Source organism: Streptomyces sp. NPDC055966 (assembly GCF_042269865.1).
In the GTDB taxonomy this organism is placed as follows: domain Bacteria; phylum Actinomycetota; class Actinomycetes; order Streptomycetales; family Streptomycetaceae; genus Streptomyces.
On sequence record NZ_JBHJYK010000002.1, the window covers coordinates 78206 to 98403 of the forward strand.

The window sequence follows — 20198 nt, forward strand, 5'->3', positions numbered from 1 at the left end:
CGTTGTTCTCGTACCGCGCACGCCGGGCGGCCGTCGCCGTCGTATGCCTCGCGGCCGTCTGGGGCCCGGCCCCCGCGGCGCAGGCCGACAGCGCCACACCACCGCCGCCCGCGCCCGCACCCTCCGCCGGGCGCGAGGCCCGGGACGCCGCCCGGTTCTGGACCGCGCGGCGCATGGCCGACGCCCCGCCGCTGGACGACGCGCGCACGGCCCCGACCGGGCCGGGGGCGGCGGCCGCGGCGGCGGGCCGGCCGCAGGGCACCCTGTTCCCGGGATCGCCCCTGGTCGGGACGTTCTTCGGGTCCGACGGGCCCAGCGGTACCACCTGGCACTGCACCGGCAGCGTGATGGACACCGCGGCGCGCAGCATCGTCCTCACCGCGGCCCACTGCGGACTGAGCATGCGCGGCGACTACCTCTTCGTCCCGAAGTTCGTGAAGGGCGCGGGCCCCGACCAGCAGCCGTACGGCATCTTCCACATCCAGCACCTGTTCACCGACCCGCGGTACGTGCCCGACCAGGGGTCGACGACCACCAAGAAGCCCGTCTCCGACCTGGACACCGCGTTCGCCCGGGTCTCGGCCAACCAGCGCGGCCAGAGCCTCCAGGACGCCGTCGGCGGCGGACTGACCTTCACCCCGGCGCCCGGGTACACCAACCGGAACGTGACCGTGGTCGGCTACCCCTCCTACGGACACAACAGCGCCGGACAGGCCGTCAAGTGCACCGTGCCGACCACCCAGTTGCCCGGCTACCGGCAGATGTCGATGACCTGCGGCGGCTACTACGGCGGGGTGTCCGGCAGCCCGTGGATCACCGACTACGACGACAACGCGCGCACCGGGCACGTCATCGGCGACCTCGGCGGCTACAACGGCGGCGGCAACGACGCGAACGTCGACTACATCAGCTACGCCCCGGCGTTCGGCGACGACGCCGCCCGCCTGCTCGGCGCCGCGGTCGCGAACCAGGACCTGCGCACCGACCTGCCGCCGTACCAGGGGCTCCAGGACCCGCTGCCGGGCGGCGGCGCGCGCTGGCGCAGGGCCACGCTGCTGGCCTCCGCCGACTACACCGGCGACCGCCGGGGCGATCTGCTCACCGTGTGGTCCGACGGCGGGATCACCCTGCATCCCGGGGACGGCAAGGGCGGGTTCGGGTCCGAGCAGCGGCTGCTGAAGGCCAACTCCACCTGGACGCACGCCCGCACCGTCACGGGCGGGGACTTCACCGGCGACGGCCGCGCCGACCTCCTGGTGCGCTGGTCCGACGGCGAGGCCACGCTCTATCCGGCCGTGGGCGGCGCCGGCCTGGGCCGGGAGGTGCGGATGGCGGCGCCCCGCTCCGCCTGGCAGAACGCCGTACAGATCACGTCCGGGCAGTTCGACGGCGGCAAGGGCGCCAGCGACCTGCTGGTGCGCTGGTCCGACGGCCGGCTGACCCTCTACACCGGGGTCGCCGCCGGCACCTTCGGCCCCGCCCGGCAACTGCTCAAGGCGAACGGCACCTGGACCAGGGCCGCCCTGCTGACCGGCGGGAGCTTCGGCGACAGCGGCGGCTTCCTGGTGCGCTGGACGGACGGCTCGCTGGACGCCTACACGGGCACCTCGGCCGCCGGGCCCGGCACCCGGTCCCGGGTGCTCGGCGCGAACGGCACCTGGACCCACGCACAGGTCATGACCACCGGGGACGTCACGGCCGACCACAGGGCCGACGACCTGCTCGTGCGCTGGTCCGACGGCGAGACCACGCTGTACGCCGACACCACCGCCAAGGCCCTCGGCAAGGAGAACACCCTGGTCCGCTCCGGCGGCTGACACGGGGACCGGCCGTCTGGCGCAGTCCGTCCTGCGCGCGGCGGGCTTCCTGTGCCACCGTGCTGGCAGGAGAGCGGGAAGGGCGCGCGCGTGGGTGACCTCTTTCTCGTCCGGCACGGCGAGACCGAGTGGTCGCGCTCCGGACGGCACACCGGCTGGACCGACGTACCCCTCACCGAGCACGGCCGGGAGGAGGCACGCCGGCTGGTTCCGCTGGTCCGCTCGCACCGGATCGGCGCGGCCTTCGTCAGCCCCCTCCAACGGGCCCGGGAGACCGCCGAACTCATCGGCGTCCCCGACGCCCGGGTGGACACCGACCTGCGCGAGTGGGACTACGGCGGCTACGAGGGCGTGACCACCGTGGAGATCCAGCGGACCCGGCCCGGCTGGTTCCTGTTCACGGACGGGGTCGCGCCGGGACCGCCGGAGCACCCGGGCGAGACCCCGGAACAGGTGGGCGAGCGCGCCGACCGGATGCTGGCCAAGGCCGACGCCGCGCTCTGCAACACCGAGGGGGTCGTCGTCCTCATCGCCCACGGCCACTTCCTGCGCGTCCTCACCGCCCGCCGCCTGGGCCTGCCGCCCCAGCAGGGCGCCCTCTTCCAGCTGGCGACGGGCGCGCTGTGCCGGCTGGGCACGGAGCACGGCCGGCCGGTGGTGGCGGGGTGGAACATCCGGCCGCGGGAGTAGCGGGCGGCCGGGCGGGGCCCGTTGTCAGAGCCGCGCCGTACGCTGCACAGGCAGGGAAGGAGTACGGCTGTGACCCGAGCGCCGAGTGCCGCGCAGCGGCGGGTGATCGACGGGGCCGACCCGGTCACCGGGCGGGTGCGGGGGACGGAGGCACAGCTCGCGGCGCTGCTGAGGCGCGGGCTGGTGTTCCGCCATCCGCGGCCGCCGCACGCGTACTTCCTGACCCCGGCGGGGCATCGGATACGCGAGGCGGCGGACGCCGCACCGGCAGACGCCGCACCGGCGGACGGGCCGGTGGCGGATCCGGCGGCCGGGGCGGGGGTGTTCGCGGCGCGGGCCGGCGGCGCGGACGAGGCCGCCGGGGCGGGGCCGGCGCGGGCGCGGGAGGTGCACAGCGCGTGGCAGGGGCTGCTGGAGCTGCGCCGGATGACCAACGCCGACGGCGCGGCGGACCGCCCGTGCGGCTGGGAGCGGGCACATCTCGTGCGGGCCGCGGCGCTCGCGCTGGAGGCGGCCGGGCACCGTCCGGCGGACGGGCGGGCGGACGGCTACCGGGTGCGGGCGACCCCGCAGCCGGAGGCCGTCGCCGTGTACGCGCCGGACGCCCAGGCCCTGGCGGACTGCGCGGCCACGCTGGAGCGCGCGGGCTGGCAGCCGGGCGAGTACACCGAGCCGCGGACCGGGACCCGGTATCTGCTGGCCTCGCCGCGCCGGGTGTGAGCTGCGTGCCAGGATCGACCGACCGCAACTGTGAACGCGAGGAAGGGCAGGCAGTGGCCGAACCGTTTTCCGTCCGTGTGACCGTCCGTGGCTACGAGACCGACACACAGGGGCATCTCAACCAGTCCGTGTACCTCAACTACGCGGAGCACGCCCGCTGGTCGCTGCTCCAGGCGGCCGGAATAAGCCAGGCCCGGCTCGTGGGCCGGGGGGTGGGCCCGGTGGCGCTGGAGACGACCATCCGCTTCCGGCGCGAGCTGCTCGCCGGCGACGAGGTCGACGTGACCTGCGCGTTCGAGTGGAGCGGCGGCAAGACGTTCCGGATCGTGCAGGAGGTCCGCAAGACCGACGGCACCCTGGCGGCCGAGGTCAGCGCGGTCGGCGGGCTGCTGGATCTCCAGGAGCGCAAGCTGGTCGCCGACCCGCGCACGGTGTTCGAAGAGCTGACGACGGACCTCGCCCTGTTCGGCCTGTAGCCGCCGGGCCGTACCCGCTCAGGCCGTGCCGAAGGCTGCCCTGTGGTCCTCGGCCCACTCGCGGAAGGTGCGGGCCGGGCGGCCCAGCACCTCGGGCACGTCGTCGGTGACGAGGGCGTTGCGGCCGTCGCGCATATACGCGACACCGGTCAGCACGCCCGCCATCCGCGTCTCGTCGATCCCCCACGTGGTGCGCAGGAATTCGGCCGTCTCGTCGGGCGTCAGGTCGCGGGTGGCGACCGGGCGGCCGAGGACCGCGGTGAGGGCGGCGGCCTGGTCCGGGACGCTGATCGCCGCCGGTCCGGTCAGGGTGTACGTCCGCCCGTCGTGCGCGTCCTCCAGCAGGGCCCGCACCGCCACCTCGGCGATGTCGCGCGGGTCGATCACGCCGGACGCCCCGTCGGCGGTCATGTTCGGCACCGGCTCGCCCCGCCGGGCGGCCTGCGCCCAGGCCAGCGTGTTCGAGGCGAACGACGACGGCCGCAGGACCGTCCATTCGGCACCGCTCTCCCGGACCGCCCGCTCCCCCTCGCCGTGCCAGGCGGCGGAAGGGCCGGCCGCGGAGTCGTCGGTGCCGATGGCGGAGAGCTTCACCAGCCGCCGCACCCCCGCCGCCCGGGCCGCCGCCACCAGCGCCGTGTCGTGGCGTGCACCGGGACCGGGCGGGCACACCAGGTACGCGGCCCGCACCCCAGCCATCGCCGCCGCGAGGGAGCCGGGGTCGGCGTAGTCCCCGCGGACCGTCTCCACCCCGGCGGGCAGCTGGGCCCGTCCCGGGTCGCGGGTCAGGGCGCGGACCTTCTCGCCGCGCGCGGTGAGCTGTCGTACGACCTCGCTGCCGGTGGTGCCCGTGGCACCCGTCACCAGAATCATGCGGTCCACGATGGGCCGCGCGGGGCGCCGTTCTCTTGGAAATTCCGGCACGGTTCGCCCGCCCGGAAGCGGGTGCGGCGCGCGTACGGTGGAGTGATGCCGAACACCGTCGCCGCGCGGGTCCTGACCGTGCCCGAGGTGCTGCGCCCCTGGATCGCCGGGGTGCGCACGCTGTCCCTGTCCGACGCCGAGCACACCGAGGAGCCCTTCGTGCGGCTGCCCACCGCGGTCACCAAGGTGGTGCTGCGGGTGGCCGCGGACGGGCGGCGCGACGTGCTCGCGGTCGGGCCGCGGGTGCGGGCCTCGTACCACGAGGGCAAGGCCCGTCTGCGGTGTGTCGAGCTGCGTCTCACGCCGGGCATGACCCGCCCGCTGCTCGGGGTCGCCGCCGCCGAACTGGCCGGCCGGGCCGTGCCGTTGGAGGCGCTGCCGGGAGCGATGCCCGAGCTGCTCGCGGCCGCGCTGCGCCGGCTGGATCCGGGCGATCCGCTGCCGCGGCTCGCCGGGACGCTGCCCGGACCGCTGTCGGACGCCGTGGACCCCGCCCGTACGGCACTGCTGCGGGCGGGGGTCGACGCGCTGTCGGTCCGGCCGGACCGGACGCCGGCCCAGGTGCGTGAGGCGGCCCGGGAACTCGCGGTCAGCGAACGGCAGTTGCGCAAGCTGTTCGCCGAGGGGGTCGGGGTCTCCCCCAAGCACTACACCCGCATCGACCGCGTGCGCACGCTCGTCACCCGGGCCGGTGACGCCCCGTGGTCCCAACTCGCCGCCGTCACCGGGTACTTCGACCAGGCGCACATGACGTCCGACTTCCGTGCCCTGATGGGCGTTCCGCCGCGCTCGTACCTCACCGGCCGGCTGCCGTCCCTGACGCCCTGCCAGGCGCGGGGGTGAGGACGAGCGCGGCGGCGGTCAGTGCGCGGGGGTGAGTTCCGCTCCCGCCTCCATCGGGTGGGTGACGTCCTCGGCCTCCCGGCCCTTGCCGAGGTGGTTGAAGAGGAGGTTGAGGATCACCGCCGTCACGCACCCGGTGGAGATGCCCGAGTCCAGGACGATCTTCGCGGTCCCGGGGAAGGCGTGGTAGAAGCCGGGCGCGGTGATCGGGATGATCCCGACGGCCAGGGAGACGGCGACGATCAGGACGTTGTTGTCCTTCTCCAGGCCGGCCCGGACCAGGGTCTGGATGCCGCTCGCGGCGACCGAGCCGAACAGGACGACGCCGGCGCCGCCGAGGACGGGGCGGGGTACGACGGCGATCAGCGACGCGGCCATCGGGCACAGGCCCATGAGGACCAGGAAGCCGCCGCCCGCGGCGACCACGAAGCGGCTGCGGATCCGCGTCATCGCGACGAGGCCGATGTTCTGCGCGAACGCGCTGCACATGAAGCCGTTGAAGAACGGGCTGAGCGCGGAGCCGAGGGTGTCGGCACGCAGGCCGGCCGCGATGACCTTCTCGTCCGAGGGGCGCTCGACGATCTCGCCGAGGGCGAGCATGTCGGCGGTGGACTCGGTCATGGAGACGACCATCACCACGCACATCGACAGGATGGCCGCGAGGTGGAAGGTGGGGGCGCCGAAGTGGAACGGGGTCGGGAAGCCGACGACGGCCGCCTTGGTGACGGGGGTGAAGTCGGTGACGCCGAACGGTATCGCGATGAGCGTGCCGAGGACCAGGCCGAGCAGGACGGCGATCTGTTTGACGAAGCCCCGGGTGAAGCGGCGCAGCAGCAGGACGAGCAGCAGGGTGATGCCGGCGAGGGTGAGGTAGGTCGTCGAGCCGTAGTCGTGCGCGGCGGGGTTCGGGCCCTGGGCCCAGCCGAAGGCGACGGGCAGCAGGGAGACGCCGATCAGGGTGATGACCGAGCCGGTGACGACGGGCGGGAAGAAGCGGACGGCCTTGCTGAAGAAGGGGGCGGCGAGGAAGCCGAGGAGACCGGCGACGATGACCGCGCCGAAGATCATCGGCAGGGCGTCGGACTTGTCCTTGGCGGAGGCGACGATGGCGGTCATCGGGGCGACTCCGGCGAAGGTGACGCCGTTGACGAAGGGCAGCCGGGCGCCGATCTTCCAGAAGCCGAGGGTCTGGAGGAAGGTGGCGAGCCCCGCCGTGAACAGGCAGGCCCCGGTGAGGAAGGTGAGGTCGGTGCCGGACAGGCCTACGGCCGCGCCGACGATCAGGGGAGGTGCGACGACCCCCGCGTACATGGCGGCCACATGCTGCAGGCCGCTGGTCGCCATTTTCAGGGCGGGGAGTTTCTCGTCGACGGGATGGGCGACGGGTCGGGCGACAGGCTGGGCGGCCACGGCGGCTCCTCCGGGCGGTTGACACGTCGTCGTCGACGTGGGTTTCAGGGAGGTGGTGCGTGTGGTCGTGCGGGACCGTGACGGGGGTGAACAGTGGGGGGTGGGTGACCGTTCCGGGGCGGGTGCGTGCGCACCTGCCCCGGAACGGCTCCCGTGAACCCCGCTCGGGTTCACGGGCCCGGCCGGGAGCCGTCCCTCTCGGCCGGAGTCCGAAGGGGATCAGCCCTGGGCGGCGATCCGGGCGAGGCGCTGGGCCTCCTCGCGGGTGGAGCGGGCGATGGTGTCCTCGTCGACGGTGAGCAGGCGGCCGTTCTCCACGATCTGCTCGCCGTTGACGAAGGACGCGGTGACCGGGGCCGCCGCGCCGAAGACCAGCGCGGTGACCGGGTCGGCGATGGAGGCGTGGGCGAGGGTGTCCATCTTCCACAGCACCACGTCGGCCAGCTTGCCCGGCTCCAGCGAGCCGATCTGGTCGCCGCGGCCGAGCACCCGGGCGCCGCCGTGGGTGCCGAGCCGCAGCGCCTGGCGGGCGTTCAGCGCGGCCTCGCGGTGGCTGCCGAGGCGGTTGATCAGCAGGGCGTTGCGCAGTTCGGTGTGCAGCTCGCCCGACTCGTTGGACGCCGTGCCGTCGACACCGAGGCCGACCGGGACGCCGGCCGCGAGCATGTCCGGGACCCGTGCGATCCCGGCCGCGAGGCGGGCGTTGGAGGACGGGCAGTGGGCGACGCCGGTCCTCGTGCGGGCGAAGGCGGCGATGTCGGAGTCGTTCATGTGGACGCAGTGCGCCATCCACACGTCCTCGCCGAGCCAGCCGGTGGACTCGAAGTAGTCGGTCGGGCCCATGCCGAACAGCTCGTGGCAGAACTTCTCCTCCTCCACGGTCTCCGAGCCGTGGGTGTGCAGCCGTACGCCGAGGCGGCGGGCCAGCTCGGCGCCCTGCCTGAGGAGTTCGGTGGAGACGGAGAACGGCGAGCAGGGGGCCACGGCCACCTGGGTCATGGCGTCGAAGGAGGAGTCGTGGTGCTTCTTGACGGTCTCCTCGGTCGCCGCGAGCGCGCCCTCCAGGGTCTCGACGGCGAAGTCCGGCGGCAGGCCGCCGTCCTTCTCGCTGCGGTCCATCGAGCCGCGGGCCAGCGTGAAGCGCACGCCCGTCTCGGCGGCGGCCCGGATGATCGACCCGGACAGGTCGCCGGAGCCGTGCGGGAAGACGTAGTGGTGGTCCATGGCGGTGGTGACACCGCCGCGGGCCATCATGGCGAGGGAGCCCTGCGCGGCCGCGTACGTCATCCGCTCGTCGATGCGCGCCCAGGTGGGGTAGAGCGCGACGAGCCAGTTGAACAGGTTGTGGTCGGTGGCCAGGCCCCGGGTGATCCACTGGTAGAAGTGGTGGTGGGTGTTGACCAGACCGGGCGTGGCCAGATGGCCGCTCGCGTCGATCCGGCGCACCACGTTGTCGAGGCCTTCGGGGGCCTGGCCCGCGCCGAGCGACTCGATGCGGTTGCCGGCGAGGACCAGGTACCCGGAGGCGTACTCGGTGTCGCCCGCATCCACGGTCGCGATGGCGCAGTTCTCGATGACGATGCGCTGGGCTGCCGATGGTGCCATGGTGCTTCCTTGTCTTTCAGTGGCGGATCCGCGAACAGGGCGGGGAGGGAGTGTCCGCGGGGAGGGCACGGCAGGACCCTAGGAGGATTTGAGTGCCGGGGCGGGGCCGCCGCTCCGGGTGCCGAGATGGTGGAAGAACAGATTGAGCAGGACGGCGACCACGGCGCCCGCGCTGATGCCGGAGCCGAGCACGGTCTGCGCCCAGGCCGGGAAGTCCGCGTAGAAGGTCGGCGCGGCCAGCGGGATGATGCCCGCGCCGAGCGCGACGGCGACCAGGATGATGTTGGAGCTGTCGTCGAGGCCCGCCTCCGACAGGGTACGGATGCCGCTGACCGCGATCGAGCCGAACAGGACGATGCCCGCGCCGCCGAGGACCGGCATCGGCACCAGGGAGACGACCGCGCCGAGCACCGGGAAGGCGCCGAGGACCAGCAGGGCGCCGCCGGCGACGGCGACGACGTAGCGGCTGCGCACCCGGGTCAGCGAGACCACGCCGACGTTCTGTGCGAAGGCGGAGGTGGGGAAGCCGCCGAAGACGGGGCCGAGCAGGGTGGCGATGCCGTCGGTGCGCAGGCCGCGGGTGATGGTCCGCGCGTCGGTGCGGCGGTCGCAGATCTCGCCGAGGGCCAGCATGCCGGCGCTGGACTCGGTCATCAGGACCAGCATGACGATGCACAGCGACAGGATCGCCGCGGGCTGGAACTCGGGGGCGCCGAAGGCGAACGGTGCCGGCAGCGCGGCGAGGGGCGCGGACTTCAGGGCGCTGAAGTCGGCCATGCCGAACGGGATCGCCGCCAGCGTGCCGATGAGCAGTCCGAGGAGCAGGGCGACCTGCTGGACGAAGCCGCGGCCGAAGCGCTGGATCAGCAGGATGACCGCGAGGGTGAACCCGGCCAGCGCGAGGTGGCTCATGGCGCCGAAGTCGGGGGCGGTCCTGTCGCCGCCCTGCGCCCAGCTCACCGGGACGGGCATCAGGGTGACGCCGATCAGGGTGATGACGACGCCGGTGACGAGCGGCGGGAAGAAGCGCAGCAGCCGTCCGAAGAACGGGCCGACGGCGAGGCAGAAGACACCGGCGACCATCACCGCGCCGTAGACGGCGGGGAGTTGGTGCCCCTTGGCGTTGGTCTCGGCGATCGCGAGGATCGGGGCGATGCCGGCCGAGGAGGCGGCGTTGACGAAGGGCAGCCGGTTGCCGACGAAGCCCTTGACACCGAGGGTCTGCAGGAGGGTCGCGACGCCCGCGACGAGCAGGCTCGCGGCGATCAGCCGGGTGCGGGCCGCGAGGTCGAGCCCGCAGGCCTGGCCGATGATGAGCGGAGGAGTGACCACGCCCGCGTACATGGCGGCGATGTGCTGGAGCGCGGCGGGGGCGAGCCGCGTGGGGTGGAGCTTCTCGTCCACCGGGTGCACGGACGTGACGGCGCCCTCGGTGTGCGCCGGCGGGGTGGAACACGGGGCTGTGTCGGGCCCCTTCGCAGGCTGAGCCATTTCGTTCCCTCCGGTGTGGCGGGCCCCCGGCCGCGCGGGCGGCGGGGCCGGGGGTCCGCGTCCCGCGTCAGAGGTTGGTCATGTCGACCGGGATACGGGCCTCACAGCCGTCCCGCAGGATGGTGGCCTCGATGAGGCCGTAGGGACGGTCGGCGGCGAAGTAGACCTCGTTGTCGTTCTTGAGCCCGAACGGCTCCAGATCGACGAGGAAGTGGTGCTTGTTCGGCAGCGAGAAGCGGACCTCGTCGATCTCGCTGCGGTTGTTGATGATGCGCGAGCCCATCTGGTACAGCGTCTGCTGCAGGGAGAGCGAGTACGTCTCGGCGAAGGCCTGGAGCATGTGCTTCTTGACCTGCTCGTAGGACTTCTCCCAGTGGGGCATCTTCTGCTCGTCGTCGGTCCAGTTGAACCGCCAGCGGCCGGAGACCTGGGTGGCGAGGATCCGGTCGTACGCCTCCTGGAGGGTGGTGTACTTGTCCTTGACGTAGCCCCAGAACTCGGAGTTGGTCGAGTTCATCACGACCAGGTCCTTCAGGCCGGAGATGACCTCCCAGCGCGCACCGTCGTAGGTGATCTGGGTGACGCGGGTCTCCTGGCCCTTGCGGACGAAGGAGTGCTTGACGTCGTCCGCGCCGATGAACTTCGAGTTGGCGTCGGAGGTCTCGATCCGCTCCCAGGCGTACTCCTCGATCCGGATCCGCGCGGTCCTGATCGGCTCCTGCGAGGTGACGAAGTGGCGGGCGAGGTGGATGCCGAACTGCTCGGCGGACTCGATCCCGTACTCCTTGGCGAACGCGTACACCGTGTTCTTGGTGGTGTCGGTCGGCAGGACGTTGGCGTTGGAGCCGGAGTAGTGGACCTCCTCCATGTCGCCGCTCAGCGCGACGGAGACGTTGAGGTCCTTGATGTGATGGGTGGCGCCGTCCCGCGTGATCTTGACGACTCGGTTCTCGGCCTTGCCGTACTGGTTCTGTCCCAGGATGGTGGGCATTCGCTAGCTCCCTCGGTAAACGGAGTAGCCGAACGGGTTGAGCAGCAGCGGCACGTGGTAATGCTCGCCCGGCACGACGGCGAACGTGATCGCCACCTCCGGGAAGAACACGCCGCGTCCGCTGTCCCGATTCGCGGGGGCGTCCTGCTGCGCATCGGCTTGCTGGTTCGCAGTCTTGTCTTCGAAGTACGGTTCGACGGCGAAGTCGAGCCGTACGTGGGTGGTTCCCTCCGGCAGGGCCGGCAGGTCCTTGCACCGCCCGTCCGCGTCGGTCGCGGAGCCGCCGAGCGCCTGCCAGTCCGCGCTCCTGCCGGTGCGGGCGAAGAGCTGGACGGCGACGCCCTCGGCGGGGCGGCCGACCGAGGTGTCCAGGATGTGCGTGGACACGGAGGCGGTGGTGCTGGTGCTCATGGTGTCAGGCGTCCTCTTCGACGAGTCGGGCCAGGCGGATACGGTTGATCTTGCCCAGCTCGGTGCGGACGATCTCCCGTTCCTGCTCCGGCGCGTTCCCGATGCGCTCCTTGACCGCGTCGCGCATCTGCTCGCCGGTCCGGCCGGTGGCGCAGATCAGGAAGACGTGGCCGAACTTCTCCTGGTAGGCCAGGTTGAGGTCGAGCATCTCGGCCTTGAGGTCCTCGGAGGCGCCGGCCATGCCGCGCTGCTCGCGGGCGGAGGTCGGATCGCCCGGCCTGGGGCGCCCGATCGGCGGGTGTCCCGCCATCGCCTCCGCGAGGTCGTCGCCGCTCAGCCCGGCCATGGCGGCGTCGCTGGCGGCGTACAGGTCGTCGGTGGTGGCGTACGGGCGGGCGGCGCTGACGCGCCGGCCCCACTCGGCGGAGGCGCACGCCTCGTGGAGGGCGGCGAGGGCCTCGCGTTCCTCCAGGTCGTTGAACCGGGCCAGACCCGGGGGCGTGGGAGTCGTCGTCACGGGAGCCTCCGTGGCCGGAAACGGCCTTCGTGCTGAACGGGCTGCCGATAGTGAACGCCCCCGGGAACGTCACGTCAACACTTTGTTGAAAATTCCGCGTAACAGGCGCGCCGCTTCAGGGCACTACGCACCTTTGTCCCGGTTGAGGTAGTTGTACACCGTGAACCTGCTGACGCCGAGCGCGCCGGCGACCGTTTCCACCCCGTGCCGGACGGCGAACGCGCCGCGCGCCTCCAGGGTCCGTACGACCTCCTGCTTGGCCTTGCGGTCCAGCTCGGCCAGCGGCCGCCCCCGCCGGCGCTCCATGGCCGCCAGGATGTGGTCGAGGGAGTCGGCGAGCTGGGGCAGGCGTACGGCGACGACGTCGACGCCCTCCCAGGCGAGGACGACGTCCTCCTCCCTCGCCTCGTCCGGCGGCAGGATCTCCCCGCCCATCGCGTCCACCAGCGGCTTCACCGCGGCGATGAAGGGCTCGTCGCCACTCATCTATCGCCCTCCCCGAACCCGTCGTCGATCACGTTGACCTGGAGCGAGACCCGGGTGGCACCGGCCTTCAGGCTCCTGCGCAGCAGCGCGTCCACGGCCGTCAGGACGCGGTCCGCTCCGCCCTCCGCCGTGTTGCCGAACGGGCCGACGTCGACGGCGTCCAGCTCGGCCGTCTCGATGACCTCCCGCGCCGCCAGGGCGTGCGCGGGCGCCTCGTCCAGGTCGAAGGGTTCGGTCGTGAACTCCACTCTCAATCGCACAGTACCCCTAAACACCCTTCTGACCTGCGCTTTTACCGAATCACCCACCGAGTGGGCACATCGGGCGCGCCGAGGGCACAGCGACCGACTGCGCCACGGTCGCGATCCACCGCAGGCCGATCCGTTTCACGCGACGGCGCCGGTCCGTCCGCCACGAGGCGACCCTAGCCGACCGGGGCTGCGGTGCGCCGGGTGCGCGGAGCCGATTCCCGCGGAGCCACGGGCCCGCGGAGCCACAGGAGACGGCCGGGGCCGTCCGTGGACGCCCCGGCTCATCCCTGCGCGGCCGTGCGCACCGCGGCTTCGGTGAGCGTGGTCGCCGTCCGCACCGCGCTCGCGACGGCGTCGTCCGGGGCGAGGCCGCACAGGTCGGTGAGGGTGAAGAGGGCTTCGGCGCTGACGACCACGGCGAGGTCCCGCTTCAGCTGGGCGAAGGCTTCCGGGTCCGTGGTGGCCAGCGTCCCTTCGAGAGGGGCGAGCGCGTGGTCGATCAGCCCGAACCGGATCCCGGGCCGTTCGGCCGCCGCCGCGGGCCGGGCGACGGTGGCCGCGATCATCGCGCGCACCGCCCCCTGGCGGCGGAGTATGCCGCGGAGCAGGAACGCGCAGGCGAAGGCGACCCGTTCGACGGGGTCGGTGGAGTCCGCGACCGGGGCGAGGGCCTCGGCGGGGGGCGGCCAGGCGCCGGCCAGGGCCTCGCCGATCAGCGACGGGAGGTCGGGGAAGTACCGGTAGGCGGTGGGCTCGGAGACCATGGCCGCGCGCGCGACCGCCGGCATGCTCACCTCGCCGCCCGCGGCGATGAGACCGCTCGCGGCCTCGACGATCGCAGCACGCGTGCGCCGCTTCTGATTGCTGCGGCCGGTGTCGATCGGCGTCGGCATCGGTGCCGCCTCCCTCCCTGCTCGTCCGGCGTTCCCGCCCGTCCCGTTCACGGCCACTTTATCACTGCCGACCCTCTTCATGAGAGTCCACTTGCACAAGGAGAGTCGACCCTCTACTCTCCTTCACGAGAGTTGGCTCTCACGAAGGAGACCGCAATGACACAGGCTTCCGTGGTCGGTCCGGACGACGGCGAGACGATCCGCCTGGGACCGGCACAGATCCGCATCCTGGAAGACGGCAGCACCACCGGTCACCGGATCGGGATCGGCGAGATCACCCTCGCCCCGCACACCGAAGGGCCGCCACAACACCGCCACGCCCAGCACGACGAGGGCTTCTACGTCGTCTCCGGCACCGTGCACTTCACCGTCGGCGAGACCACGCACGTCGCGCCGGCCGGGACGCTCGCGATGATCCCGCCCGGCGCGCCGCACACCTTCGCCAACCACGGCGACGAGCCGGCGGTGATGCTCAACACCTTCACGCCCGACCTGTACGTGCAGTACTTCCGCGACCTGCGGGACATGATCGCCGGCGGCCAGGAACTCACCCCGCAGGCCACGGTCGAGGTGATGAGCCGGTACGCCACCGTTCCGGCCACCGACCACGCGTGACGGCCCGCGTCAGTGACCCCCGACAACCCCCGACAGCAAAAACCGACTCGGAGACTCCCATGACCAGCACCGCCCGCACGATCACCCTCACCCTCGACTCCGGCGACGCCGACCTGCGCTTCACCGTCGACGAGCGGGGCAAGGGCCATCCCTTCCTGCTCCTGCACGGCGGCGGCGGCCCGCAGACCGTCGCCGCCTTCGCCGGGCTCCTCGCCGAGCAGCGGCCGGCCCGGGTCATCACCCCGGTCCACCCCGGCTTCGGCGGCACCGCCAGGCCCGAATGGCTGACCGACGTGCCCACCCTCGCCCGGGTCTACGTACGGCTGCTGGACGAGCTCGGCCTGGAGGACGTCACCGTCGTCGGCAACTCCATAGGCGGCTGGATCGCCGCCGAGATGGCCCTGCTCGGCAGCGACCGGATCGGCAGTGTCGTCCTCGTCAACGCCGCCGGCATCCACGTCCCCGGCCACCCGGTCGCCGACCCCTTCACCCTGACGCCCGCCGAGCTGTCCGCTCTCTCCTTCCACGACGTCGAGAAGTTCCGCATCGACCCCGCCACGTTCTCCGACGAGCAGCGCGCGGCGGCCGTCGCCAACCGCGCCGCGCTGCAGGTCTATTCGGGCCCGCACGCCATGGCCGACCCCACCCTGCGCGAGCGCCTGGCCAAGGTCACGCACCCGGTCCTCGTCGCATGGGGCGAGAGCGACCAGGTCGTCGACACCGACTACGGACGGGCGTACGCCGACGCCGTCCCCGGCGCCCGGTTCCAGCTCCTCCTCCGCACCGGCCACATGCCCCAGATCGAAACCCCTGAGCAACTCCTCGCGACGGTATGGGACTTCGCCGACGCCCACGCCACCGACCGGCCCGGCAACTGAGCACGAGGGGAGCCACATGCCCGTCCCCCGACACGGGCGGCGCGTGCCGGTCCTGGCCGTCTGCTGCCTGAGCGTGCTGCTGGTCAGTCTCGACGTCACCGTCCTCAACGTCGCGCTGCCGTCGATACAGCGCGACCTGGACTCCTCGGTCTCCGGCCTGCAGTGGACACTCGACGCCTACACCCTCGTCCTGGCCTCGCTGCTGACCCTGGCCGGTGCCACCGCCGACCGGGTAGGACGCCGACGGGTCTTCCAGCTCGGCCTCGTGCTGTTCACCGCCGGGTCGGCCCTGTGCGGCCTGGCACCCACGACCGGCTGGCTGGTGGCCTTCCGCACGGTGCAGGCGGCGGGCGGCAGCATGCTCACCCCCGTCGCCATGGCCATCCTCACCAACACGTTCACCGAGCCCCGCGAGCGCGCACGGGCCATCGGCGTCTGGGGCGGGATCGTCGGCCTCAGCATGGCGGCCGGACCGGTCCTCGGCGGCGTACTGGTGGAATCGTTCGGGTGGCGATCGGTGTTCTGGCTGAACGTGCCGATCGGGCCGGCCGCGTGCGCGCTGGCCGCGCTGTTCGTGCCGGAGTCCCGCGCACCGCGCACCCGGCGGGCCGACCCGGTGGGGCAGCTCCTGCTGATCGTCCTGCTCGGCACACTGACGTACGCCGTCATCGAGGCGCCCGGCGAGGGCTGGACCGCGCCGCCGATCGTGGCTTGCCTGATCGCCGCGGGGTGCGCGCTCGCCGTCTTCGTACCGTACGAGAACCGGCGCGCCGAACCGCTGATCGAGCCGCGGCTCTTCCGCAGCGCGTCCTTCGGCGGAGCCACCGCGACGGCGGTCCTCGCCTTCGCCGCGCTCGGCGGTTTCCTGTTCACCAACACCCTCTATCTGCAACGGCAGTTGGGGCTGAGCGCCCTGGACGCCGGGCTGCACCTGCTGCCGATGGCCGCGCTGTCCCTGGTGTGCCCGCCGCTGTCCGGGCGGATCGTGGGCAGCCGCGGCCCGCGCACTCCCCTGCTCGTCGCGGGGGCCGGCATCACCGCGAGCGGTGTGCTGGCCGTCGCCGCCACCCGCTCCGCCCGCCCCTCGGACATCCTGCTGTATCTCACGTACACGCTGTTCGGCCTCGGGTTCGGCTTCGTCAACGCGCCGATCACCTACACGGCGGTGTCCGGCCTGCCGCGCGACCGGGCCGGGGTCGCCGCCGCCATCGCGGCGACCAGCCGTCAGATCGGCTCCTCCCTCGGCATCGCGGTGATCGGCGCCGCGGTCGCCGCCGGCTCGGGTCCGGCCGCCTGGTGGATCATCGCCGGCTGCGGTGCGGCCATCCTCGCCCTTGGCACACTCGCATCCGGGCGCTCGGCAGCCGCCGCCGTGCCATAACACCGCGATCGTCGGAACCCCCCGGACCACGAGCCCGGCAGGACGCGCCCTGCCGGGCTTTTCGCATGCCCGGTGACCGGCCCCCCCTTGACAAGCGCCGACACCCGACGGCAATCTTCCATTACGCAGAAACGAACTTCCATAATACGGAATACGGAAGTCGGCGACGTCGATCACGGAAGGGAGCGCGGCCCCCGATGCCAGGTTCTGGATGGAGCACAGCCGCAGACCAGCGCTTCAACGTCAACCTGTCGATCCTCTTCACGGAACTCCCGCTCCTGGAGCGCCCCGCGGCGGCCGCCGCGGCGGGCTTCACGGCGGTCGAGCTGTGGTGGCCCTGGGTCGACTCCCCCACCCCCGAGCAGGCCGAGCTCGACGCCCTGAAGAAGGCGATCGAGGAGGCGGGCGTCCAGCTCACGGGCCTGAACTTCTACGCCGGACAACTGCCGGGCCCGGACCGCGGCGCCCTGTCGATCCCGGGTGCGGAGTCGGACAGGTTCCGCGCCAACATCGACGTGGCCATCGCCTTCGGCCAGTCCCTGGGCTGCACGACGTTCAACGCCCTGTACGGCAACCGCGTCGACGGCGTGGACCCGGCCGAGCAGGACGCGCTCGCCCTGGAGAACCTGGTGCTCGCGGCCCGGGCCGTCGGCCGGGTCGGCGGGACGATCCTGATCGAGGCCCTCAACCGGCCCGAGTCGCCGAAGTGCCCGATCGTGAGCGCGCCCCGGGCGATCGAGATCGTGGACAAGGTCAACGAGGCGACGGGCCTCGGGAACGCGACGTTCCTGATGGACCTGTACCACCTGTCCATGAACGGCGAGGACCTGCCCTCGGTGATCGAGCGGTACGCGGCGAAGACCGGTCACGTCCAGATCGCGGACAACCCCGGCCGCGGCGCCCCCGGCACCGGCTCGCTCCCGCTGGAGGACCTGCTCGACCAGCTGAGGAAGGCCGGTTACGACGGCTGGGTCGGCCTGGAGTACAAGGCCGGCGACCGCCCGAGCGCGGAGTCCTTCGACTGGCTCCCGCGCGAGGCGCGTGCCGCCCGCTGAACCCCCTGACTTTGCAAGGCAGTTGAGAGAGGCACCCCCAATCATGAGCAGCAACCTTACTGATTCCTCCCGCCCGGCCCGCCCTGCGATCGCGTGGATCGGCCTCGGCATCATGGGCTCCCCCATGTCCGAGAACCTGATCAAGGCGGGTTACGACGTCACCGGCTTCACGCTGGAGCAGGACAAGCTGGACCGCCTGGCCGCCGCCGGCGGCACCGTGGCCGGCTCGATCGCCGAGGCCGTGCGCGACGCCGACGTGGTGATCACGATGGTGCCCGCGTCCCCGCAGGTCGAGGCCATCTCCTACGGCCCCGACGGCATCCTGGAGAACGCCAGGCAGGGCGCCCTGCTGATCGACATGTCCTCGATCACCCCGCAGACCTCCGTCGACCTGGCCGCCGCGGCCAAGGACAAGGGCATCCGGGTGCTCGACGCCCCGGTGTCCGGCGGTGAGGCCGGCGCCGTCGAGGCCGTGCTGTCGATCATGGTCGGCGGTGAGCAGGCGGACTTCGACCAGGCCAAGCCGATCTTCGACGCGCTGGGCAGGACCATCGTGCTGTGCGGCCCGCACGGCTCCGGCCAGACCGTGAAGGCGGCCAACCAGCTGATCGTCGCCGTCAACATCCAGGCGTGCGCCGAGGCCGTGGTCTTCCTGGAGAAGTCGGGCGTGGACCTCGCGGCCGCCCTGGACGTCCTCAACGGGGGCCTCGCCGGCTCGACCGTGCTGACGCGCAAGAAGGACAACTTCCTGAACCGCGACTTCAAGCCGGGCTTCCGCATCGACCTGCACCACAAGGACATGGGCATCGTCACCGACGCCGCCCGCAACGTCGGTGCCGCCCTGCCGGTCGGCGCCGTGGTCGCCCAGCTGGTCGCCTCGCTGCGCGCCCAGGGCGACGGCGGGCTGGACCACTCGGCCCTGCTGCGGGCCGTGGAGCGCCTCTCCGGCGCCCAGGTCTGACGCTCCCGAGACTTCCGGGCCGCGGCGGCGCCGACACCTGTCCTGTCGCGCCCAGGCGCCGCCGCGGCCCGGAACACATTCCACAGCCCCAAGCTTCAACAAACTGTTGACGCCCGGAGGGCCCGAACTTAGGCTCCACAAAGCGGAAACAGTTTTCCGCTGCCACTCGTACGGAAGGTCCCCGATGTCGAAGCGCGTGCTCACGGCGCGAACTCTCACCACGGAGTCCGGCGCCCCGGTCGCAGACAACCAGAACTCCACCTCCGCCGGCGTCGGCGGCCCGCTCCTGCTCCAGGACCAGCACCTCCTGGAGAAGCTCGCGCGCTTCAACCGCGAGCGCATCCCGGAGCGCGTGGTGCACGCCCGCGGCTCCGGCGCGTACGGCCACTTCGAGGTGACCGACGACGTCACCGGCTTCACCCACGCCGACTTCCTGAGCGAGATCGGCAAGCGCACCGAGGTGTTCGCGCGCTTCTCGACGGTCGCCGACTCCCTCGGCGGCGCCGACGCCGTCCGTGACCCGCGCGGCTTCGCCCTGAAGTTCTACACCGAAGAGGGCAACTACGACCTCGTCGGCAACAACACCCCGGTGTTCTTCATCAAGGACCCGATCAAGTTCCCCGACTTCATCCACTCGCAGAAGCGCGACCCGTTCACGGGCCGGCAGGAGCCGGACAACGTCTGGGACTTCTGGGCGCACGCCCCGGAGGCCACGCACCAGGTGACCTGGCTGATGGGCGACCGCGGCATCCCGGCGTCGTACCGCCACATGAACGGCTACGGCTCGCACACCTACCAGTGGACGAACGCCCGGGGCGAGGCCTTCTTCGTCAAGTACCACTTCAAGACCAACCAGGGCATCCGCTCGCTCAGCAGCGAGCAGGCCGCGGAGCTCGCGGGCAAGGACGCCACCTCGCACCAGACGGACCTGCTCCAGGCCATCGAGCGCGGGGTGCACCCGTCCTGGACCCTGTACGTCCAGCTCATGCCGGCGGCCGAGGCGGCGGACTACCGCTTCAACCCGTTCGACCTGACCAAGATCTGGCCGCACAAGGACTACCCGCTGCAGCGCGTGGGCCGCCTGGTCCTCGACCGCAACCCGGACAACGTCTTCGCCGAGGTCGAGCAGGCCGCGTTCTCCCCGAACAACTTCGTTCCGGGCATCGGCCCCTCCCCCGACAAGATGCTGCAGGGCCGCCTGTTCGCCTACGCGGACGCGCACCGCTACCGCCTGGGCGTCAACCACACCCAGCTCGCCGTGAACGCCCCGAAGGCGGTCGAGGGCGGCGCGCAGAACTACGGCCGCGACGGCCTCATGGCGGTCAACGGCCAGGGCCGCGGCGCCAGGAACTACGAGCCGAACTCCTACGACGGCCCCGTCGAGACCGGCCGCCCGCTGTCCGCCCCGCTGGCCGTCTCCGGCCACACGGGCACCCACGAGGCGCCCCTGCACACCAAGGACGACGACTTCTTCCAGGCGGGCGAGCTGTACCGCCTCATGTCGGCGGAGGAGAAGTCCCGCCTGGTCGCGAACATCGCCGGCAGCCTGTCGCAGGTCTCGCGCGACGACGTGATCGAGAAGAACCTGGCCCACTTCCACGCCGCCGACCCGGAGTACGGCAAGCGCGTGGAGGAGGCGGTCCGCGCCCTGCGCGAGGACTGAGAGCACGGCAACACCCGAGCGGCGTACGGAGTCTGACGGGAGGTCAGCAACTCCGTACGCGGCCCGCGCAGGACGCCCGGCGGCCCGGATGAGGGGTGGCCGGCGGGCGGCGGGCGCGGG

21 protein-coding genes are annotated in these 20198 nt (G+C 72.3%); 11 read left to right on the plus strand and 10 right to left on the minus strand.

Annotation, left to right across the window (positions count from 1 at the left end):
• The first annotated feature begins 2 nt into the window (after positions 1–2).
• The 4 genes from ACFC8N_RS04695 to ACFC8N_RS04710 all read left to right on the plus strand — a co-directional run bounded on the left by ACFC8N_RS04695 (position 3) and on the right by ACFC8N_RS04710 (position 3703).
• Positions 3–1817, plus strand: a complete 1815-nt coding sequence (locus tag ACFC8N_RS04695; RefSeq protein WP_376286389.1) for an FG-GAP-like repeat-containing protein — start codon at positions 3–5, stop codon at positions 1815–1817.
• A 90-nt stretch (positions 1818–1907) separates the two neighbouring features.
• On the plus strand, positions 1908–2507 hold the full coding sequence (locus ACFC8N_RS04700; RefSeq protein ID WP_356025173.1) for a histidine phosphatase family protein: 600 nt from the start codon (positions 1908–1910) through the stop codon (positions 2505–2507).
• Positions 2508–2576: 69 nt separating this feature from the next.
• Positions 2577–3227, plus strand: a complete 651-nt coding sequence (locus tag ACFC8N_RS04705; RefSeq protein ID WP_376286392.1) for a hypothetical protein — start codon at positions 2577–2579, stop codon at positions 3225–3227.
• A 53-nt stretch (positions 3228–3280) separates the two neighbouring features.
• Positions 3281–3703 carry an acyl-CoA thioesterase gene (locus ACFC8N_RS04710; protein WP_376286395.1) on the plus strand — a complete coding sequence of 141 codons (423 nt, stop codon included), beginning with the start codon at positions 3281–3283 and terminating at the stop codon, positions 3701–3703.
• Positions 3704–3721: 18 nt separating this feature from the next.
• On the opposite strand, the gene ACFC8N_RS04715 is transcribed toward ACFC8N_RS04710, so the two are convergent.
• Positions 3722–4576, minus strand: a complete 855-nt coding sequence (locus tag ACFC8N_RS04715; RefSeq protein ID WP_376286397.1) for an NAD(P)H-binding protein — start codon at positions 4574–4576, stop codon at positions 3722–3724.
• 96 nt (positions 4577–4672) lie between these two features.
• On the opposite strand from ACFC8N_RS04715, the gene ACFC8N_RS04720 reads away from it, so the two are divergent.
• Entirely contained in the window at positions 4673–5470 is a 798-nt protein-coding gene (locus ACFC8N_RS04720) for a helix-turn-helix domain-containing protein (RefSeq protein ID WP_376286400.1), read from the plus strand.
• Between the two features lie 18 nt (positions 5471–5488).
• Here the strand turns inward: ACFC8N_RS04720 and ACFC8N_RS04725 are convergent, their stop codons facing one another.
• The 9 genes from ACFC8N_RS04725 to ACFC8N_RS04765 all read right to left on the minus strand — a co-directional run bounded on the left by ACFC8N_RS04725 (position 5489) and on the right by ACFC8N_RS04765 (position 13525).
• On the minus strand, positions 5489–6814 hold the full coding sequence (locus ACFC8N_RS04725) for a nucleobase:cation symporter-2 family protein (protein WP_376287096.1): 1326 nt from the start codon (positions 6812–6814) through the stop codon (positions 5489–5491).
• Positions 6815–7099: 285 nt separating this feature from the next.
• Positions 7100–8485: an 8-oxoguanine deaminase gene (locus tag ACFC8N_RS04730; RefSeq protein WP_362820714.1), complete on the minus strand. Its 1386-nt coding sequence runs from the start codon at positions 8483–8485 to the stop codon at positions 7100–7102.
• 78 nt (positions 8486–8563) lie between these two features.
• On the minus strand, positions 8564–9976 hold the full coding sequence (locus tag ACFC8N_RS04735) for a nucleobase:cation symporter-2 family protein (RefSeq protein WP_376286403.1): 1413 nt from the start codon (positions 9974–9976) through the stop codon (positions 8564–8566).
• Between the two features lie 67 nt (positions 9977–10043).
• Positions 10044–10967, minus strand: coding sequence for a factor-independent urate hydroxylase (gene pucL, locus ACFC8N_RS04740; protein ID WP_376286406.1), 924 nt, complete (start codon positions 10965–10967; stop codon positions 10044–10046).
• A 3-nt stretch (positions 10968–10970) separates the two neighbouring features.
• The gene (gene uraH, locus ACFC8N_RS04745) at positions 10971–11378 is read right to left on the minus strand and encodes a hydroxyisourate hydrolase (RefSeq protein ID WP_376286409.1); all 408 of its coding nucleotides are present in this window, start codon (positions 11376–11378) and stop codon (positions 10971–10973) included.
• A 4-nt stretch (positions 11379–11382) separates the two neighbouring features.
• Positions 11383–11895, minus strand: a complete 513-nt coding sequence (gene uraD, locus ACFC8N_RS04750; protein WP_356025153.1) for a 2-oxo-4-hydroxy-4-carboxy-5-ureidoimidazoline decarboxylase — start codon at positions 11893–11895, stop codon at positions 11383–11385.
• A 123-nt stretch (positions 11896–12018) separates the two neighbouring features.
• Positions 12019–12381 carry a helix-turn-helix domain-containing protein gene (locus ACFC8N_RS04755; protein WP_356025151.1) on the minus strand — a complete coding sequence of 121 codons (363 nt, stop codon included), beginning with the start codon at positions 12379–12381 and terminating at the stop codon, positions 12019–12021.
• Positions 12378–12641: a hypothetical protein gene (locus ACFC8N_RS04760; RefSeq protein WP_356025149.1), complete on the minus strand. Its 264-nt coding sequence runs from the start codon at positions 12639–12641 to the stop codon at positions 12378–12380. Before ACFC8N_RS04760 ends, ACFC8N_RS04755 begins: the two co-directional genes overlap by 4 nt.
• A gap of 272 nt (positions 12642–12913) precedes the next feature.
• On the minus strand, positions 12914–13525 hold the full coding sequence (locus ACFC8N_RS04765; RefSeq protein WP_356025147.1) for a TetR/AcrR family transcriptional regulator: 612 nt from the start codon (positions 13523–13525) through the stop codon (positions 12914–12916).
• A 156-nt stretch (positions 13526–13681) separates the two neighbouring features.
• Here ACFC8N_RS04765 and ACFC8N_RS04770 point away from each other — a divergent pair, with 156 nt between their 5' ends.
• From ACFC8N_RS04770 to ACFC8N_RS04795, 6 genes are all read left to right on the plus strand, one after another.
• Positions 13682–14140: a cupin domain-containing protein gene (locus tag ACFC8N_RS04770; RefSeq protein WP_376286414.1), complete on the plus strand. Its 459-nt coding sequence runs from the start codon at positions 13682–13684 to the stop codon at positions 14138–14140.
• Between the two features lie 59 nt (positions 14141–14199).
• Positions 14200–15018, plus strand: a complete 819-nt coding sequence (locus ACFC8N_RS04775; RefSeq protein WP_376286417.1) for an alpha/beta fold hydrolase — start codon at positions 14200–14202, stop codon at positions 15016–15018.
• A gap of 16 nt (positions 15019–15034) precedes the next feature.
• Entirely contained in the window at positions 15035–16399 is a 1365-nt protein-coding gene (locus ACFC8N_RS04780) for a DHA2 family efflux MFS transporter permease subunit (protein ID WP_376286420.1), read from the plus strand.
• 197 nt (positions 16400–16596) lie between these two features.
• Positions 16597–17454 (plus strand): TIM barrel protein, encoded by an 858-nt coding sequence (locus tag ACFC8N_RS04785; RefSeq protein ID WP_376286423.1) that lies wholly within the window; start codon positions 16597–16599, stop codon positions 17452–17454.
• A 43-nt stretch (positions 17455–17497) separates the two neighbouring features.
• The gene (locus ACFC8N_RS04790; protein WP_356025137.1) at positions 17498–18415 is read left to right on the plus strand and encodes a 2-hydroxy-3-oxopropionate reductase; all 918 of its coding nucleotides are present in this window, start codon (positions 17498–17500) and stop codon (positions 18413–18415) included.
• A gap of 184 nt (positions 18416–18599) precedes the next feature.
• Positions 18600–20078, plus strand: a complete 1479-nt coding sequence (locus ACFC8N_RS04795) for a catalase (protein ID WP_362820707.1) — start codon at positions 18600–18602, stop codon at positions 20076–20078.
• Positions 20079–20198: the final 120 nt, after the last annotated feature.

Excerpts from the sequence above, each read along its gene's own strand:
- ACFC8N_RS04715 (WP_376286397.1), bottom strand. The coding sequence starts at position 4,576 with ATGATTCTGGTGACGGGTGCCACGGGCACCACCGGCAGCGAGGTCGTA.
- ACFC8N_RS04720 (WP_376286400.1), top strand. The coding sequence starts at position 4,673 with ATGCCGAACACCGTCGCCGCGCGGGTCCTGACCGTGCCCGAGGTGCTG.
- ACFC8N_RS04725 (WP_376287096.1), bottom strand. The coding sequence starts at position 6,814 with ATGGCGACCAGCGGCCTGCAGCATGTGGCCGCCATGTACGCGGGGGTC.
- ACFC8N_RS04730 (WP_362820714.1), bottom strand. The coding sequence starts at position 8,485 with ATGGCACCATCGGCAGCCCAGCGCATCGTCATCGAGAACTGCGCCATC.
- ACFC8N_RS04735 (WP_376286403.1), bottom strand. The coding sequence starts at position 9,976 with ATGGCTCAGCCTGCGAAGGGGCCCGACACAGCCCCGTGTTCCACCCCG.
- pucL (WP_376286406.1), bottom strand. The coding sequence starts at position 10,967 with ATGCCCACCATCCTGGGACAGAACCAGTACGGCAAGGCCGAGAACCGA.
- uraH (WP_376286409.1), bottom strand. The coding sequence starts at position 11,378 with ATGAGCACCAGCACCACCGCCTCCGTGTCCACGCACATCCTGGACACC.
- ACFC8N_RS04755 (WP_356025151.1), bottom strand. The coding sequence starts at position 12,381 with ATGAGTGGCGACGAGCCCTTCATCGCCGCGGTGAAGCCGCTGGTGGAC.
- ACFC8N_RS04765 (WP_356025147.1), bottom strand. The coding sequence starts at position 13,525 with ATGCCGACGCCGATCGACACCGGCCGCAGCAATCAGAAGCGGCGCACG.
- ACFC8N_RS04770 (WP_376286414.1), top strand. The coding sequence starts at position 13,682 with ATGACACAGGCTTCCGTGGTCGGTCCGGACGACGGCGAGACGATCCGC.
- ACFC8N_RS04775 (WP_376286417.1), top strand. The coding sequence starts at position 14,200 with ATGACCAGCACCGCCCGCACGATCACCCTCACCCTCGACTCCGGCGAC.
- ACFC8N_RS04780 (WP_376286420.1), top strand. The coding sequence starts at position 15,035 with ATGCCCGTCCCCCGACACGGGCGGCGCGTGCCGGTCCTGGCCGTCTGC.
- ACFC8N_RS04785 (WP_376286423.1), top strand. The coding sequence starts at position 16,597 with ATGCCAGGTTCTGGATGGAGCACAGCCGCAGACCAGCGCTTCAACGTC.
- ACFC8N_RS04790 (WP_356025137.1), top strand. The coding sequence starts at position 17,498 with ATGAGCAGCAACCTTACTGATTCCTCCCGCCCGGCCCGCCCTGCGATC.
- ACFC8N_RS04795 (WP_362820707.1), top strand. The coding sequence starts at position 18,600 with ATGTCGAAGCGCGTGCTCACGGCGCGAACTCTCACCACGGAGTCCGGC.